Origin of the sequence: Qipengyuania profundimaris (genome assembly GCF_030717945.1) — a bacterium.
In the GTDB taxonomy this organism is placed as follows: Bacteria; Pseudomonadota; Alphaproteobacteria; order Sphingomonadales; family Sphingomonadaceae; genus Qipengyuania; species Qipengyuania profundimaris.
The window spans coordinates 426,291-441,418 of record NZ_JAVAIM010000001.1 but is presented as its reverse complement, the minus strand read 5'-3'; the positions used below and the strand labels follow the sequence as shown (position 1 = coordinate 441,418).

Here is a 15,128-nt window from a genome sequence, read left to right as displayed (position 1 = left end):
GAATTGCCACGGTGTCAGAAGAGCAGCAGCAGCGCGGTTCCCAAGATAACGCGATAGACCACGAACACCATCATCGATGCCTTCTTGAGGAAATTCATCAGGAACATCATCGTCGCAAGAGCCGCGAAAAAGGTCATCACGCCAGCGCCGAATGCATCGAGCTGCATCTCGCGCGTTGCTTCGGCCAGGTCGAGCGCGGCGATCAGGCCCGCCCCTGCAACTGCGGGTATGGCGAGCAGAAAGGAGAAGCGCGCCGATTCCACCCGATCGTATCCGAGGAAGCGGGCCGCGGTCATGGTCGCGCCGGAACGGCTGGTGCCCGGAATCAGCGCCATCGCCTGTGCCACGCCGACGATGATGGCATCGCGTAGGCTCAGGTCTTCATAGGTTTTCGTTGCCTTGCCGATCCGGTCGGCGATGCCGAGCAGGATGCCGAAGACGATGAGGTTGATTGCCACCAGCTGCGTCGAGCGCAGGCTTTCGAGATGCCCGCCGAGCTTGAGATAGAGCCCTGCGATCACCGCCGGGATCGTGCCTGCCAGCACGAAGAGGAACAGTCGCCGCTGCTCCGGATCCTCGCCCAGCCCGACAGTGGCGAAGCCGCCCCGCGCGAGACCGATCACGTCCTTGCGGAAATAGAGGATGATCGCCAGCAGCGAGCCGACATGGACCGCCACGTCGATCAGCGGACCCTGGTCAGGCCAGTCGGTCAGCTTCGGAATCAGGATCAAATGCCCCGAGGAGGAAATCGGGAGGAATTCCGTGATCCCCTGGACGATGGCGATGATGAATTGCTGCAGGAAGGTCATAGCGGGCCAATGGAGAAAGGGCGGGACAAGTCAAGTGACCCGCCCCGCCCGTTCGATGTTTTTGCGGCAAGCCGCGCTATTACCAGATGCGGATGCGCTCTTCCGGCGGCAGGTAGAGATTGTCCTCCGGCGTCACGTTGAACGCTTCATACCATTCGTCGAAGTTCCGCACGACACCGTTCACCCGGTAATAGGGCGGGCTGTGTGGATCGGTGCGCAGCTGCTGGCGCAGCGCATCGTCGCGCTGGGCCGTACGCCAGACCTGTGCCCAGGCTAGGAAGAAGCGCTGATCGCCGGTCAGGCCATCGATCACCGGCACGTCCTTGCCCTCGGTCGCCAGCTTGTAGGCGCGGTAGGCCATCGAGAGACCGCCGAGGTCCCCGATGTTCTCGCCCAGCGTGAGGCGGCCGTTGACGCAGGTTTCGCCATCGTCGAGCGGGCAGAAGCCGTTGTACTGCTCCACCAACGCATCGGTAAGGCCGTCGAAATTGTCGCGATCCTCGTCCGTCCACCAGTTCTCGAGCGCGCCGGTGGCGCTGAACTTCGATCCCTGGTCGTCGAAACCGTGGCCGATCTCGTGCCCGATCACGCCGCCGATCGCGCCGTAGTTGACCGCGAGGTCCGCATTCGGCCCGAAGAACGGCTGCTGCAAGATACCGGCGGGGAAAACGATCTCGTTCTTCAGCGGGTTGTAATAGGCGTTCACCGTCTGCGGCAACATACCCCATTCCGTCCGGTCGATCGGACCGCCCAGCTTGTCGAGCATGTCGCGCCACGCCCAGTGCGCCGCTGCCATCCGGTTGCCGAGCGGATCGCCCGCCTTCACATCCAGACCCTCGTAAGTCTCGAGATTGTCGCGGTATCCGATCTTCGGATCGAAGCTGTCGAGCTTGGCCATGGCCTGCTCTTTCGAAGCTTCGCTCATCCAGTCGATCTCGGCGAGCGATTCGGCGAGTGCGATGCGCAGGTTCGCGACCAGTTCGTCCATCGCTTCCTTGCTGGCGGGCGGGAAATACCGCTCGACGTAGGATGCGCCGAGCAGTTCGCCGAACTGGCTTTCCGTCTCGCCGATGGCGCGCTTCCAACGCGGGCGCTGTTCGGGCGTGCCGCGCAGCAGCGTGCCGTAGAACGCGAAGTCGGCTTCATCGATGTCGGAGCCGAGGATGGCGGCGTTGTTGTCGAGGAACTCCTTGATCGTCCACGCCTTGAGCGTGGCGAGGTCGGTCGTCCCGAGCAGTTCGAGCATCCCGGTGAAGCCCTTGCCGAGCTTCGCCATGGCTTCCGCGTCGAGGCCGATTTCCTCGGCTCGCTCCGCACTCGGGCGCAGGTTGGTCACGACGAAGCGATCCGCTTCGCCGAAGCCCGAGGCCTCGATCATGGTCTCGATCGGAAAATCGCCCGCAAGCTCGCCGAGTTCGGCGGGGGTGAAGGGATTGTAGAACAGGTCGACATTGCGGCTGGCCGCGCGGTCGCTCGAAATCGTGCGGGCGATGGTGTCCTCGAAGGCATAAACCGCCATCGCGGCTGCACCGGGATCCTCGTAACCGGCCTTGCCCATCAGGAAGGTGAGGTACTCCTTGTACTTCGCCTTGATGTTTTCGCCCTTCTCGCTGGTGTCGGTATAATAATCGCGATCGGGCAGGCCGAGGCCGCCGGAGCTGAGATAGACCGAGTAGCGATCGGTTTCCTTGGCATCGACATTCACGCCGCCGCCAAGAGGTGAAGGGTATCCCGGAGTCGCCCACAGCGTCAGCAGAGCGTCGATGCTGTCGGCGGCCTGGATACGCTCCAGATACGGCTGGGCGGCAGACATGCCGGCGGCATCGATAGCATCCGTATCAAGGTAGGAATCGTAGACCGCCACGATTCGCTTCTCGTTCGCAGTCAGCGAGGCCGGGTCCTTGGCGTTCAGTTCGTCCACCAGCGTTTTCACGTCGCTGGTGGATTTTTCGCGCAACAGGTTGAAGGCGCCGAAACTGCTGAATTCGGCAGGCAGGGGGTTGGCGTCGAGCCATTCCTGGTTCGCATAGGCGAAGAAGTCGTCACCCGGATCGACATCCGGGGAAAGCGTCGCCGGATCGAAGCCCCATTCGCCGAAGCTCATGGTGGGCAGTTCATTGGTTTCCTCGGCCATGTTGGCTTCGGTATGGTCGTCGGCGAGGGCCGGGGTCGCCAGGCCGAGCGCAAGAGCGCTCGCACCGGCGGCAAGCATGGTACGGATCATTATGTGCAGTCTCCCAATCGCAGTCACCCGGCCGGGGGGCCGGAATCGGATAATCATTAACTAACAGCTTTCGTCGCGCGTGCGATGCAGTTTATCGGCTCAAACAACGCTTTGAGCGAGGAATCAGGCGGTTTCGAGCACGAATTGCAGCTTTGCGAGCCGCGCATAAAGGCCGCCGTTCGCCGAAAGCTGGTCATGCGTGCCCTGCTCGACGATCCGCCCGTCTTCCATCACCACGATGCGGTCGGCAGCGCGTACGGTCGACAGGCGATGCGCGATGACCAACGTGGTGCGCTCCGCCATCAGGTGCTCGAGCGCATCCTGCACCAGCCGCTCGCTTTCCGCATCGAGCGCGCTGGTCGCTTCGTCCAGCAACAGGATCGGCGCATCGCGTAGCAGGGCGCGAGCGATGGCCAGCCGCTGACGCTGGCCGCCCGATAGCTGCGTGCCGCTCTCGCCGAGATAGGTGTCGAGGCCCTTGGGCAGCTTCTCGAGAAACTCCGCCGCATTGGCCGCCCGCGCAGCGGACCAGATCGCCTCGTCGCTCGCGTCCCAATTGCCATAGCGCAAATTGTCGCGGGCATTTGCACTGAACAGCACGCCTTCCTGCGGGACGTAGGCCATGCGGCGGCGGATTTCCGCCGGATCCGCACCGGTCAGCGGCACGCCGTCGAGGCGGATCGAGCCGGCCTGCGGATCGTAGAAGCGCTCGGCCAGCTGAAAAATGGTCGACTTGCCCGCCCCGGAAGGACCGACGATTGCGACCGTTTCTCCCGGCTCGACTTCGAGGTTGAAGTCGATCAGCGCCGGTGCCTCCAGCCGGGTGGGGTAGCGGAACGTCACATTGCGGAACGACAGGCTGCCGCGTGGCGGCTCCGGCAGGGTCTGCGGGCGGGCTGGCGGAGTGATGGTCGGCGTTTCCTCGAGCAGTTCGGCGAGGCGGCTCGCCGCTCCGGAACCGCGCAGCAAGTCGCCATAAACTTCGGTCAGCGCGCCAAAGGCACCTGCCACGAGGCCTGCCGTCAGCACGAATGCGGCTATGGTACCGCCCGATATGGTGCCCTCGCCCACGGCCTCCGCGCCGCGCCAGACCAGCAGCGTGATCCCGCCGAAGACGCACAGAATGACGACCGCGGTCATGATCGCGCGGATGATGACGCGCCGCTTGGCGACGATGAAGGTCCGCTCGACGGCGGCCTCGAAGCGCTCGTGCTCGCGGTTTTCCTGGTTGAAGCCCTGCACGATCTTCATCGCTGAGAGCACCTCGGTCACCATGGCGCCGATATCGGCCACGCGGTCCTGGCTGGTGCGACTGACCTTGCGCAGACGCCGTCCGAAATAGGTGATCGGGACGACGATTGCCGGAATCACTAGGAACAACCCCATCGTGAGGCTCGGCACGAGCCAGAAGAGATAGGCGGTCCCGCCGATCGCCATCAGCGTGTTGCGCAGCGCCACAGAAATCGTGGTGCCGACCACCGTCTCGATCAGCGCCGTGTCGCTGGTCATCCGGCTGGAAATTTCCTTGGGGCTATTCTCTTCATAGAAGCCCGGGGCCAGCCGCAGCAAGTTGCGCTGCACGCGTAGGCGAATGTCGGCGACGACACGCTCACCCAGCCAGCTGACGAAATAGAACCGCATCGCCGTACCCACCGCGAGCACGCCGACGATACCGAGCAGGGACTGGAACCAGAAACGCATTTCGTCCGCATTGCCGCCTTCGGCAAAGCCGCGGTCGATCACCATCTTGAACCCCGCCGGGATGGCCAGGGTCGCGCCGGCGGTGATGAACAATGCGAGGATCGCCAGGGCGACATGGCCAGGGTATCGCTTCGCCGACTGCCAGACCATGCGCAGCGGTTTGAGCGAGCGGGGTTGCTGCTCGTCCCCGCGAGCTTTGCGCTGGAACAACCGCTTTTTCCGCGGTGCAGTATCGGCCGGCCCGTCCATGCGGGTCACGTAAGCGCGGCAGACGCGAAAATCCACTGCGGACGCGGCATTCGACACATTTCCTTCCCTTGTGCATTGCACAATGAGCGCACAGACGTCAGGATACCCGACTTTCAGGTCGCGGCACGGTAAAAGACGAACCACCGGCCAGCAGGGGACGAACATGTTATACCACGCCTACGAACTCCAGCGCAGCTGGCTCAATTCCGCCAGTGCCTGGGCTTCGATCGGGGCGGAGATGCTCTCCAACCCGTCGAACCCGATGAACTACGTTGGCCCGATGGGCTATATGGGCCTTGGCTCGACCGCTGCGAGTGCGCTGGAAGTCTTCGCCCATGCCGCCGCGCCTTATGGCAAGCCCGCCTGGGGGATCGAGACGGTCGAGGTGGACGGCGAAGCGGATCCGGTGATCGAGGCGACTGTCGTCAATCGCCCCTTCGGCGATCTGAAAGAGTTCTACCGCGAAGGCCTGCCGGCGGATGCGCCGCGCCTCTTGGTGGTCGCCCCGATGAGCGGCCATTTCGCCACCTTGCTACGTGGCACGGTGGAGCGCATGCTGCAGAACTACCGCGTCTTCGTGACCGACTGGGCCGATGCCAAGACCGTCCCGATGCACGAGGGCGAGTTCGATCTCGACGATTACATCGACTATGTGATCGGCTTCCTCGAGCACATCGGTGAGGGCGCGAATGTGATGGCCGTATGCCAGCCGTCGGTGCCGGTCTTCGCCGCCACCGCAATAATGAACCGCGACGAGCATCCGTGCACGCCGAAGACGCTCACCATGATGGGCGGCCCGATCGACACCCGCTGTTCGCCGACCACGGTCAACGATCTCGCCATGGATCGCCCGATCGAGTGGTTCCGCCACAATGTCATCGCCACAGTGCCGATGCAGTATCGCGGCGCGGGGCGCCGGGTCTATCCCGGCTTCATGCAACTGGCCGGCTTCATGAGCATGAACCTCGGCAATCACCTCATGAGCCATTACGAGATGTTCAAGCACCTCACCGCAGGCGACGACGAAAGCGCGCAGGCGACCAAGGATTTCTACGACGAATATCGCAGCGTCGCCGACATGACGGCGGAATTCTATCTCCAGACCGTCGAGGTCGTGTTCCAGGACCATGCCCTGCCGAACGGCACCTTCGCCCATCGCGGCAAGCGCGTCGATCTCGGCGATATCGCCGAGACCGCGATCCTCGCCATTGAGGGCGAGCGCGACGATATTTCGGGGCTAGGCCAGACGCGCGCCGCGCTGGAACTGACGCCGGGTCTCGACGCGTCGAAAAAACGCTACTTCATGGCGGAAGGCGCAGGCCACTACGGCATCTTCAACGGTAGCCGCTGGCGCACGAAAATCGCCCCGGTGGTCGAGGAATTCATCGCCGCGCACGGCTAGGCGGCTCAGGCGACCGGTGGCTCGTTGCGGCGCCCGAGCAGCTTGCCGATGATGCGCCGGGCGATCACCAAAAGCCAGATCGTCAGGCCGAGCAGCACGACTGCGATACCCGCTGCGATCAGCGGAAATTCGTAAGCGAGATAGAGCAAGCCCACTGTCGCGACGTCCTCGGCAGTCGATACGGCGACGTTGCTGACCGGCTCGGGGCTCGCATTGACCACGCCGCGCGCCCCGGCCTTGCCTGCGTGCGCAGCAAAGCTGGCACCGCCGCCGAGCAGGAACGCGACGACCTGAACTGCCGGATCGGACGGGTCGACGATGGCTAGTGCCAACAGCGCACCGCCAATGGGTCGCACGAAGGTATGCACCGCATCCCAGATCGAATCGAGCCACATCACCTTGTCGGCGAAGAACTCCGCCACTGCAGCCAGCGCGGCGATGCTCATCACCCACGGGCTGGCGAGCACATCAAGGCTCGCAAGATGCTCGGGCAGGGGAACGACGTCCATCCGCATGGCGAGGCCGGTGGCGAAGATGCAGAGATAGAGCCGCCAGCCGGCCAGCAGGCTGACGCTTCCGGCGATGCCGATGATTTCCATGATGCCCATGGATCGGCAGCATAAGCCTGAACGGCGCGCTTCGTCCAACGACATTGACCGCCCGACGGATTGCCGATCCGCCGATTGACTGTCGCACATTCGGCGCCTTAACGTTTACACCTGTAAACATGTGGAGACCGATGATGACAAAACTCAAGATTTTGACCGCGACCTGCGGCGCACTTGTCGCGCTGGCGGCCTGCGGAGGAGCGACAGCGGGCGACAAGGGCGTTTGGAAAGCCTCGAGCTACGGTTACGGCAAAAACCTGATCATCGGTTCGGGTGAGCTCGTGACGGAAAACCGCTCCATCGGCAGCTTCGACCGCTTGGCGATCGACGGCCCGGTCGATGTCGTGATCCGTCAGGGCTCGACCCGGTCGCTAATGATTACCGCGGAGGACAATCTGATCGGCCTAGTCCGCGCCCGCAGCGAGGGCGGGACGTTGTCGCTCGACACTACCGGCAGCTTCCGCACACGTATCGGTATCCGCGCGGTGCTGACGGTGCCGAGCCTCGATGCGGTCGCAATCAATGCCAGCGCCGACGTGCGTTTGGAAGGCTGGAATGCCCGCGCGATCGACCTTGTGATCGGCGGGTCGGGCGACATCGAGCTGGGCGGCGAGGTGGGCGACGTTCGCGCGCTGATCGTTGGCTCCGGCGATATCGACCTTGCTCCTACGCGCTTGTCCTATGTCGACGCCGACATCGAAGGCTCGGGCGAGATCCGCATGGGCTCGCTGCGCAAGCTGGACGCGACGCTGAACGGCTCGGGCAAGATCGAGGCGGGCGATGTGCGGGAACTCGACGCGGTACTCAACGGCTCGGGCGAAATCCGTTACCGTTCGGCGAAGCGCATCCTGCGTCAGGAACGCAACGGCTCGGGCCGTATCGCGCGCAGATAGTCCGGCAGTCTCTCAGCCGATGCGCGCGCCCTGACCGCCGTCGACCGGCAAGAGCACACCGGTCACGAATGAACTCTCGTCGCTGGCGAGATAGAGCGCCGCATTGGCCACATCCTGTGCTTGCCCCATGGCTCCGCGCAGAGGCACCATGGCCGCCCTCGCCGCGCGCTGTTCCTCCAAGCTGCGGCCGTCGCGGCTTGCGGTGCCGCCGACCCCCATCGGCGTGTCGATAAGGCCGGGCAGGATCGCGTTGCAGCGCACCCCTTTTGCTGCCGAACCCAGAGCAGTCGCAATCGTCAGCCGGTTGAGCGCAGCTTTGGACACTTCGTAGGCGATCATATTGGCACCGGCGGTCGATGCCAGAGAACTGATGTTCACGATACTGCCCCTACCGGCTTCGCGCATCGCCGGAAGCGCTGCGGCAATCACCCGCCGCGCTCCCGTAAAATTGACAGCGAAGACCTCGTGGAAGGCGTCATCGTCGCAGCGGTGCGCAGGGCCATCGTTGCGATGGCCGATGCCGACATTGTTGACGAGGATATCGATGCGGCCCCACTGGTCGTGCGCCCGCGCAATGATAAGGGGCGCCTGCGTCACGATATCGGCTGCGAGGGCAAAGGCCCCCTCGCCGATCTCGTTCGCTACCGCTTCCGCACGCTCGTCATCGCGATCGACGCACAGGACATTAGCGCCTTCCTGCGCAAACCGCAGGGCAATCGCGCGGCCGTTGCCCATGGTGTCGCCGGGCTGCTGCCCCGCCCCGACGACGACTGCCGTCTTGCCTGACAGGCGACCGGTCACCGGTGGTCGAGATCGGGATCGAGCGTCTGGCCTTCGTCCAGCTGCACGCCCAGCGAGTTGAGGAACATCGACACCTGCGTATACTGGCCGACGGTCATCACGAGGTCCATGCGCCCCTTGTCGCCGAGCGGCTCGAGCGCGGACCAGGTCGTCGGCTGAACATACTGATCTGCGTGCAGTTCGTCGCACGCTTGCAGTGAAGCACGATCGAGAGCGTCCCACGCCGGATCGCCGGGGCCTGTCTTGACTCGTGCGATTTCCTCGTCGGTCAGACCGGCGCGTTGGCCGATGGGGACGTGCTGCGTCCATTCATATCCGCTCCGGCAATTGAAGCCGGTCCGCAGGATCACGAGTTCCCGTCGCCGCGCGTCGAGAGCGTTGCGCGGAGAAAGGATGTAGCCGCCCCACGCGAGGAAAGCCCGCGCCGCGTCGGGAAAGCGGGCAAAGGTCTTGAAGACGTTGAGGGAAGGTCGCCCGCCACTGGCGAGCGACTCCAGCAATTCCTTCTGGTCTGCATCGGCCTGCCCCGCATCGACCGGGGCGATGCGGGGTGAGCCGATACGCATCAGAAGATCTCGAACAGCCCTGCTGCGCCCATGCCGCCGCCGACGCACATGGTGACGACGCCGTACTTGGCACCACGACGCTTGCCTTCGAGCAGGACGTGGCCGGTGCAGCGTGCGCCGGTCATGCCGTAGGGGTGGCCGATCGAGATCGAGCCGCCGCTGACGTTGAGCTTGTCGTTGTCGATGCCGAGCTTGTCGCGGCAGTAGAGCACCTGCACCGCGAAGGCTTCGTTCAGCTCCCAGATGCCGATGTCGTCGACGCTAAGGTCGAAGCGCTTGAGCAGTTTGGGGATCGCGAAGATCGGGCCGATGCCCATCTCGTCGGGCTCGGTCCCGGCGACCGCCATGCCGACATAACGACCGAGCGGCTCGAGACCCTTTTGTTCGGCAACCTTGGCTTCCATCAGGATCGAGGCCGACGAACCGTCCGACAGCTGCGAAGCGTTGCCGGCGGTGATCGTGGTGCCCTCGCCCATCACCGGCTTCAGGCCCTGCAGGCCTTCCAGCGTAGTCGAGGGGCGGTTGCCCTCGTCCTTGGTAATGGTGATGTCGACGTCCGAAATCTCGCCGGTTTCCTTGTCCTGCACCTTGTGGGTGGTGCTGACGGGCACGATCTCGTCGTCGAAGCGGCCTTCTTCCTGAGCCTTGGCAGTACGCTGCTGGCTCTGGAGGGCGTATTCGTCCTGCGCGTCGCGCGAAATGCCATAGCGCTGGGCGACCGTCTCTGCGGTCTGCAGCATCGGCATGTAGATGGCACCGTGCATCGCGATCAGCTCGGGATCCGGCATCACGCGCATTTCCTTGGTCTGGACCAGCGAAATGCTTTCCTGACCGCCTGCCGCGACCACGTCCATGCGGTCGGTAATGATCTGCTTCGCCGCCGTGGCAATGCTCATCAGGCCGGACGAGCACTGGCGGTCGATGGTCATACCGCTGGTGCCGATCGGGCAGCCGGCGCGAAGCGCGACCTGGCGGGCGAGGTTGCCGGCCTGCGTGCCCTGCTGGAGCGCTGCGCCCCACAGCACGTCGTCGACTTCGCCGGCTTCGATACCGGCGCGTTCGATCGCGGGCTTCAGGGAGTAGGAGCCGAGCGTCGGGCCCTTGGTGTCGTTGAACCCGCCCTTGTAGGCGCGGCCGATGGCGGTGCGGGCGGTGGAGACGATGACTGCGTCACGCATGGGTATTTCCTTGAATTGCTATTGGGGTCCGATGCCTCTTGGGGAGGAGGGGAAATCAGACGAAAAGCTGGGTGATCCATTCGGTGATCAGGGCGGGCTTGTCCTCGCCTTCGATCTCCATCGTGATCTCGCTGGTCTGCTGCCACTGGCCGGGGCGCTTCTCGATCATTTCGACCAGCTTCCAGTGGCCGCGGATGCGCTTGCCGCTGCGAACGGGGCTGATGAAGCGCGTCTTGTTGCCGCCGTAGTTCACGCCCATCTTCACGCCGTCGATCTTCGGCATGTCCGAATTCGCGCCGAGATAGGGGATCATCGACAGGGTCAGGAAGCCGTGCGCGATGGTGCCGCCGAACGGCGTCATCTTGGCCTTTTCCTCATCGATATGGATGAACTGGTGATCGCCGGTCGCATCGGCGAACTGGTTGATGCGTTCCTGGCTCATCTCGACCCATTCGCTGGTGCCGATATTCTCGCCGACTTTCTCTGCCAGTTCCTGCGGGCTCATAGACGCGTCTCCTCTTCGCGAAATCCTAGGGTTTGCGCGACTCCGCAGCCGCGCATGCGGCGCGACTCATGGCGCATGGACAGGACCGGCGCAACCGCGCCGATGCTGCCCTTACGGCATCGCGGGATTGGCCGAGGCAGCCGCGCGGCGGGCGTCGCGCGCGGCCTTGCGGGCGAGCTCGACCTTGGCCGACTCGCGCTTCTTGCAATAGGTCCACAGGCCGATCTGCAGGCCGACCAGCATCAGGACGAAAGGCTGGAAGGCGATACCCTGGAAGGTCGCGCCGACAAGGTAGACGATCTGCGCGAACTGCAATGCGCTGGCGAGTGGGGCCTGCCACTGCTCGCCCACCGCTTTGCGTTCGCGCCAGCGCTTGCGGATCTTTTCCATCTGCCACAGTCCGATGGCGTGCAAGGCCAACCACAGGAAGAGGCCCGGCCAGCCCTGTTCGCCGAGCATTTCGAAGATCGAGCTGTGATAGGCCCGCCCGCCGTCGGTGATCTCCTTGTACTCGACCGAGGTCGTAGTGCCGTCGGTCTCGACCACCGGCAGGTTGTAAGTGAAGCTATTGCCGCGATAAGCGTCGAAGCCGCCACCCAGCGGCCGCTCAGAAACATAGTCGAGCGTCCAGCCCCAGACCTGCATGCGTGTGGAAGCCGACTGGTCCTGCTGGACCGAGCCCAGAGTCGACATGCGCTCGTAATAGCTCGCCGGGAGGAACGGCAACGCGGCAAGCCCCAACACTGCCGCCCCGGTGAGGTAAAGCATGCGTTTCTTCACGTCGCGCAGCATAAGCACGCCCAGCACGGCGATGCAGACGAGGCCCGTGCGCGCTTCGGTCCCTACGGGGATCGTCAGACAGGCGAAGATCAGCAGGGCGGCAAAGGTCTTCACGCGCCAGTCGGGCGGATAGATCGTCGAGTGCTTCGCCAGCCACAGGATGATCGGGATGATCGCGATGGCCACCGTGGCCAGGGTCGAGCTTTCGTACATGTTCGAATTGTCGTTCACGAACAGGTAAAGGTCGCCATAGCCTCCGCCTCCGAGCACGGTCTTCATGCCGGCGGAAATGATAATCGCGCCTGCCGTCAGCACCATGACCAGGGTCGCCACCTCAATCCGCAGCCGCGTGATCAGTGTGACCGGCAGGAAGATGCCGAATACCAGCGCCTTCCACACCCAGTCCCACTTGGCCTGCGCCGAATCCGGGAAATCGGCCCATTGCAGCGTCATGAAACACCAGCCGAGCAGCGCCAGCAGGATGCCTTGTCGCACAGTGAACTGCGTGTTCGCCTTGGTATCGCCGATCATCCACCCGGCGAAGGCGAGCAGGAAGGCGATCAGCGAAATCGGCAGCGACTGGAGCAGCGACCAGCTCATCTTCTGCGGGGCGAGAATATCGATATAGAGATAGGCGAGCACCCAGATGAAGGGCCGCCTGATTCCCAAGGCGAGCATTATCGCCACCGTCAGGAACAGCGCGATATCAAGCACCGCCGCTTCGCTTTCCGGCCTGGCGCGCCCGCCGCTTGTCGCGCGGCGAGGGCGGCGGCGCGGGGATAGTCTCCGGCTCGTCCGCCAGCGGGTCCTCGCGGTCGAGATCGGGCCGCACAAGCACGCGGAGCAGCGCCAGCATGATGAGCGCATGCGTCAATCCGAGGGCGATGTAGTCGATCAAGCTGCTGTCCGTCCTTTGCGCGGCCACTACCAGCTTACGGTTGACGCGCTCTTAAGCCTGTTGTGTCACAAGCCGATACAAATGACACGCGTCCTGCACATCCTCGACCATTCGCTGCCGCTGCATTCGGGCTACACCTTCCGCACCCGCGCGATCATGAAGGCGCAGGCGGCGGCCGGGCTGGAAGTGCGTGGCATCACCGGGCAGCGGCACTTCGCCGAGGGGCCTGCGATTGAGCAGGCAGAGGGTCTGACTTTTCATCGTACTTCCGGAAGCGCCTCCGGCCTTCCCGGCCTTCGCGAATGGCGTGAGATCGATGCGCTACGAGAGGCGATCGATGCGCTCGCCGCCGAGTGGCAGCCGGACGTAATCCACGCCCACTCGCCCGCCCTGTGCGGCATGGCGGGGATGCGCGCGGCAAGGCACCTCGGCCTACCGCTAGTCTATGAAATCCGCGCCTTCTGGGAGGATGCGGCGGTCGGCAATGGCACGGGCCGGGAAGGATCGCTCAAATACCGGCTGACGCGCTGGCTGGAGGATCGGGTGGTACGCGGCGCGGATGCGGTCTTCACCATCGCCAAGGGCCTGCGCGACGATCTCGTCGCCCGAGGGCACGACGGCGCTAGCATCGGGCTCTCGCCCAATGGTGTGGACCTGACGCTGTTCGGCGAGCCGGTGCCGCGCGACGAGGCGCTGGCTACCGAAATCGGAATCGGCAACGGTCCGGTGATCGGCTTCGTCGGCAGCTTCTACGATTACGAGGGGCTCGACGACCTTATCGCCGCGCTCCCGCTGCTGCGCGAGCACCATCCGCAAGCCCAGCTGCTGCTGATCGGCGGCGGGCCGATGGGCGACGCCCTGCGCGCGCAGGCGGCGGCATCACGGGCGGCAGACGCGATAGTATTCACTGGCCGAGTCCCGCATGGCGAGGTCGAGCGCTATTATTCGCTGATCGATATCCTCGCCTATCCGCGCAAACGGTCGCGGCTGACCGAACTGGTCACCCCGCTCAAGCCGCTCGAGGCGATGGCGCAGGGCCGGATCGTGGCGGCGAGCGATGTCGGCGGCCATCGCGAGCTGATCGCGGACGGCGAGACCGGCATGCTTTTCCCGCCCGACGACCCCAGCGCACTCGCCAACTCGCTCGGCGGGCTGGTGGAGGCGAAAACCGGCTGGCCTGCCATGCGCGAAGCAGCGCGCAGCCATGTGGCCCAGAACCACGACTGGGCGCGGAACGTGGATCGTTATCTCGGCGTTTACCAAAAACTGCTAGACGCGAAGGCCGATCAGGCGAGCCGAAACGCTTGCGCGCACCATGCGAAGGAATAACGACGAGAGATGAGCGGCACCGAGACCAGAATGCCGATCAGCAGCCACCCCGCCTTTCCATGGGTGGTGGGGCTTTATTTCGCTGTGCTGCTGGCCGGTGGCCTGTTCGTCATGCCGGATGCGGTCCATGTGAACCTGCGTAGCTGGTTGGGGATCGAAGCGCTGGTCGGCAATGCCCTTTCGGCCAAGCTGGTCTTGAGCGTTCTGGCGGGCATCCTCGGCCTGCTTGTGGGCGTCGCAATCGCCCGGCGCGTCTCGGGGGCGAAGGCGAAAAAGCTCTCCGACGAACGCAGCGACACCGAATTAGCCGCGCCGGCTATTGATCCCGACAACAGCGCCCACGACGACAGCGAACCGCATGAGGACGCCGTGTGGCTGGGTGACGATGATCTCGGCGAAGAACCAGAGAGGTCCGCGCCTGAGGAGGCCCCTCACCGGATGTTCAATCCCCGCGACTATCTGACCGAAGACGGTCTCGAAACCGGACCTGAAATAGAGCGCGACACCATCGTCAGCACCGAACCGGTCGACGCCGAATTCGAAGAGGTGGAGGTCGCCGCGGAGTCCGGCCATCTCGAACCCGAAGATCACGACCGAGAGGCCGAACCAGAGCTTACGAACGAATGGTTCGACGTCGGGTCGGAGCAAGGCTCGGAAGAGCTTGAAGAGCCGGCAGCAACTACCGCCGATATGCCCGAAGTCGTTGAGCCTGAAACACAGCCCGCGCTGCCCAGAAGCGAAGCGATGGGCGACCTGTCGCTGGCCGAACTCACCGGACGGCTCGAAAGGGCGCTCGCCGCACAGCGCAAGGCAGAGGACGGGGACGCACAATCGATTGCTCCCGATGCCGACCCGGTGATCGCCTTCCTGCGTCGCGAAGCCGACCGCAAGGCCCCTCCGGCATCGGCCGAGGGCGAGGACAAGGAAGATACGCAAACCAGCCTGAGAAGCGCGCTTGAGCGTTTGTCGCAGGTCAGTAAGCGGTCCTGAACCGCTCAATGCGACCCTTCGCGATTACAAATTTTCCATCGAACGCGGCGTAATATTGGCACCAAACCGTGCGGAAATCTTCGTGCGGGTGAAATATTGCTTCTCTCTTCGCAGTTGCAAAATAGCGAGTGCGCCGCCATGACGAGGCTTCGCGCAATTTTGCGGTGCCGACTGGGCACCTGGAAACCTGTCCCC

14 protein-coding genes are annotated in these 15,128 nt (G+C 64.1%); 4 read left to right on the top strand and 10 right to left on the bottom strand.

The annotated features are described in order from the left end of the window. Window positions 1–14: 14 nt before the first annotated feature. The 3 genes from Q9K02_RS02205 to Q9K02_RS02195 all read right to left on the bottom strand — a co-directional run bounded on the left by Q9K02_RS02205 (window position 15) and on the right by Q9K02_RS02195 (window position 4,884). Window positions 15–809, bottom strand: coding sequence for an undecaprenyl-diphosphate phosphatase (locus Q9K02_RS02205; RefSeq protein ID WP_305931409.1), 795 nt, complete (start codon window positions 807–809; stop codon window positions 15–17). A gap of 79 nt (window positions 810–888) precedes the next feature. Beyond that, window positions 889–3,033, bottom strand: coding sequence for a M13 family metallopeptidase (locus Q9K02_RS02200; protein WP_305931408.1), 2,145 nt, complete (start codon window positions 3,031–3,033; stop codon window positions 889–891). Between the two features lie 123 nt (window positions 3,034–3,156). After that, window positions 3,157–4,884 carry an ABC transporter transmembrane domain-containing protein gene (locus Q9K02_RS02195; RefSeq protein ID WP_305933426.1) on the bottom strand — a complete coding sequence of 576 codons (1,728 nt, stop codon included), beginning with the start codon at window positions 4,882–4,884 and terminating at the stop codon, window positions 3,157–3,159. 262 nt (window positions 4,885–5,146) lie between these two features. On the opposite strand from Q9K02_RS02195, the gene Q9K02_RS02190 reads away from it, so the two are divergent. Beyond that, window positions 5,147–6,385, top strand: a complete 1,239-nt coding sequence (locus Q9K02_RS02190) for a polyhydroxyalkanoate depolymerase (RefSeq protein WP_305931407.1) — start codon at window positions 5,147–5,149, stop codon at window positions 6,383–6,385. A gap of 5 nt (window positions 6,386–6,390) precedes the next feature. Here Q9K02_RS02190 and Q9K02_RS02185 read toward each other — a convergent pair whose 3' ends face one another. Beyond that, the gene (locus Q9K02_RS02185; protein WP_305931406.1) at window positions 6,391–6,993 is read right to left on the bottom strand and encodes a DUF4126 domain-containing protein; all 603 of its coding nucleotides are present in this window, start codon (window positions 6,991–6,993) and stop codon (window positions 6,391–6,393) included. Between the two features lie 134 nt (window positions 6,994–7,127). Here Q9K02_RS02185 and Q9K02_RS02180 point away from each other — a divergent pair, with 134 nt between their 5' ends. After that, window positions 7,128–7,886: a head GIN domain-containing protein gene (locus tag Q9K02_RS02180; RefSeq protein WP_305931405.1), complete on the top strand. Its 759-nt coding sequence runs from the start codon at window positions 7,128–7,130 to the stop codon at window positions 7,884–7,886. 12 nt (window positions 7,887–7,898) lie between these two features. On the opposite strand, the gene Q9K02_RS02175 is transcribed toward Q9K02_RS02180, so the two are convergent. From Q9K02_RS02175 to Q9K02_RS02150, 6 genes are all read right to left on the bottom strand, one after another. Continuing rightward, a complete protein-coding gene (locus Q9K02_RS02175; protein ID WP_305931404.1) occupies window positions 7,899–8,687 on the bottom strand; it encodes an SDR family NAD(P)-dependent oxidoreductase in 789 nt (262 codons plus the stop codon). Further along, complete coding sequence (locus tag Q9K02_RS02170; protein ID WP_305931403.1) at window positions 8,684–9,253, bottom strand: carboxymuconolactone decarboxylase family protein; 570 nt, start codon at window positions 9,251–9,253, stop codon at window positions 8,684–8,686. The genes Q9K02_RS02175 and Q9K02_RS02170 overlap by 4 nt, the downstream gene beginning before the upstream one ends. Further along, a complete protein-coding gene (locus Q9K02_RS02165; protein ID WP_305931402.1) occupies window positions 9,253–10,431 on the bottom strand; it encodes an acetyl-CoA C-acyltransferase in 1,179 nt (392 codons plus the stop codon). The genes Q9K02_RS02170 and Q9K02_RS02165 overlap by 1 nt, the downstream gene beginning before the upstream one ends. Window positions 10,432–10,486: 55 nt before the next feature. Then, on the bottom strand, window positions 10,487–10,936 hold the full coding sequence (locus Q9K02_RS02160; protein WP_278329160.1) for a MaoC family dehydratase: 450 nt from the start codon (window positions 10,934–10,936) through the stop codon (window positions 10,487–10,489). Window positions 10,937–11,047: 111 nt separating this feature from the next. After that, window positions 11,048–12,430, bottom strand: coding sequence for a DUF5935 domain-containing protein (locus Q9K02_RS02155; RefSeq protein WP_305931401.1), 1,383 nt, complete (start codon window positions 12,428–12,430; stop codon window positions 11,048–11,050). Beyond that, a complete protein-coding gene (locus tag Q9K02_RS02150) occupies window positions 12,423–12,614 on the bottom strand; it encodes a hypothetical protein (RefSeq protein ID WP_305931400.1) in 192 nt (63 codons plus the stop codon). The genes Q9K02_RS02155 and Q9K02_RS02150 overlap by 8 nt, the downstream gene beginning before the upstream one ends. A gap of 81 nt (window positions 12,615–12,695) precedes the next feature. Here Q9K02_RS02150 and Q9K02_RS02145 point away from each other — a divergent pair, with 81 nt between their 5' ends. After that, window positions 12,696–13,943 carry a TIGR04063 family PEP-CTERM/XrtA system glycosyltransferase gene (locus Q9K02_RS02145; RefSeq protein ID WP_305931399.1) on the top strand — a complete coding sequence of 416 codons (1,248 nt, stop codon included), beginning with the start codon at window positions 12,696–12,698 and terminating at the stop codon, window positions 13,941–13,943. A gap of 9 nt (window positions 13,944–13,952) precedes the next feature. Then, window positions 13,953–14,933 (top strand): hypothetical protein, encoded by a 981-nt coding sequence (locus Q9K02_RS02140; RefSeq protein ID WP_305931398.1) that lies wholly within the window; start codon window positions 13,953–13,955, stop codon window positions 14,931–14,933. Window positions 14,934–15,128: the final 195 nt, after the last annotated feature.

Coding starts and splice junctions, on each gene's coding strand:
- Q9K02_RS02205 (WP_305931409.1), bottom strand. CDS start 809: ATGACCTTCCTGCAGCAATTCATCATCGCCATCGTCCAGGGGATCACG.
- Q9K02_RS02140 (WP_305931398.1), top strand. CDS start 13,953: ATGAGCGGCACCGAGACCAGAATGCCGATCAGCAGCCACCCCGCCTTT.
- Q9K02_RS02190 (WP_305931407.1), top strand. CDS start 5,147: ATGTTATACCACGCCTACGAACTCCAGCGCAGCTGGCTCAATTCCGCC.
- Q9K02_RS02160 (WP_278329160.1), bottom strand. CDS start 10,936: ATGAGCCCGCAGGAACTGGCAGAGAAAGTCGGCGAGAATATCGGCACC.
- Q9K02_RS02185 (WP_305931406.1), bottom strand. CDS start 6,993: ATGGGCATCATGGAAATCATCGGCATCGCCGGAAGCGTCAGCCTGCTG.
- Q9K02_RS02170 (WP_305931403.1), bottom strand. CDS start 9,253: ATGCGTATCGGCTCACCCCGCATCGCCCCGGTCGATGCGGGGCAGGCC.
- Q9K02_RS02165 (WP_305931402.1), bottom strand. CDS start 10,431: ATGCGTGACGCAGTCATCGTCTCCACCGCCCGCACCGCCATCGGCCGC.
- Q9K02_RS02200 (WP_305931408.1), bottom strand. CDS start 3,033: ATGATCCGTACCATGCTTGCCGCCGGTGCGAGCGCTCTTGCGCTCGGC.
- Q9K02_RS02195 (WP_305933426.1), bottom strand. CDS start 4,884: ATGGTCTGGCAGTCGGCGAAGCGATACCCTGGCCATGTCGCCCTGGCG.
- Q9K02_RS02180 (WP_305931405.1), top strand. CDS start 7,128: ATGACAAAACTCAAGATTTTGACCGCGACCTGCGGCGCACTTGTCGCG.
- Q9K02_RS02145 (WP_305931399.1), top strand. CDS start 12,696: ATGACACGCGTCCTGCACATCCTCGACCATTCGCTGCCGCTGCATTCG.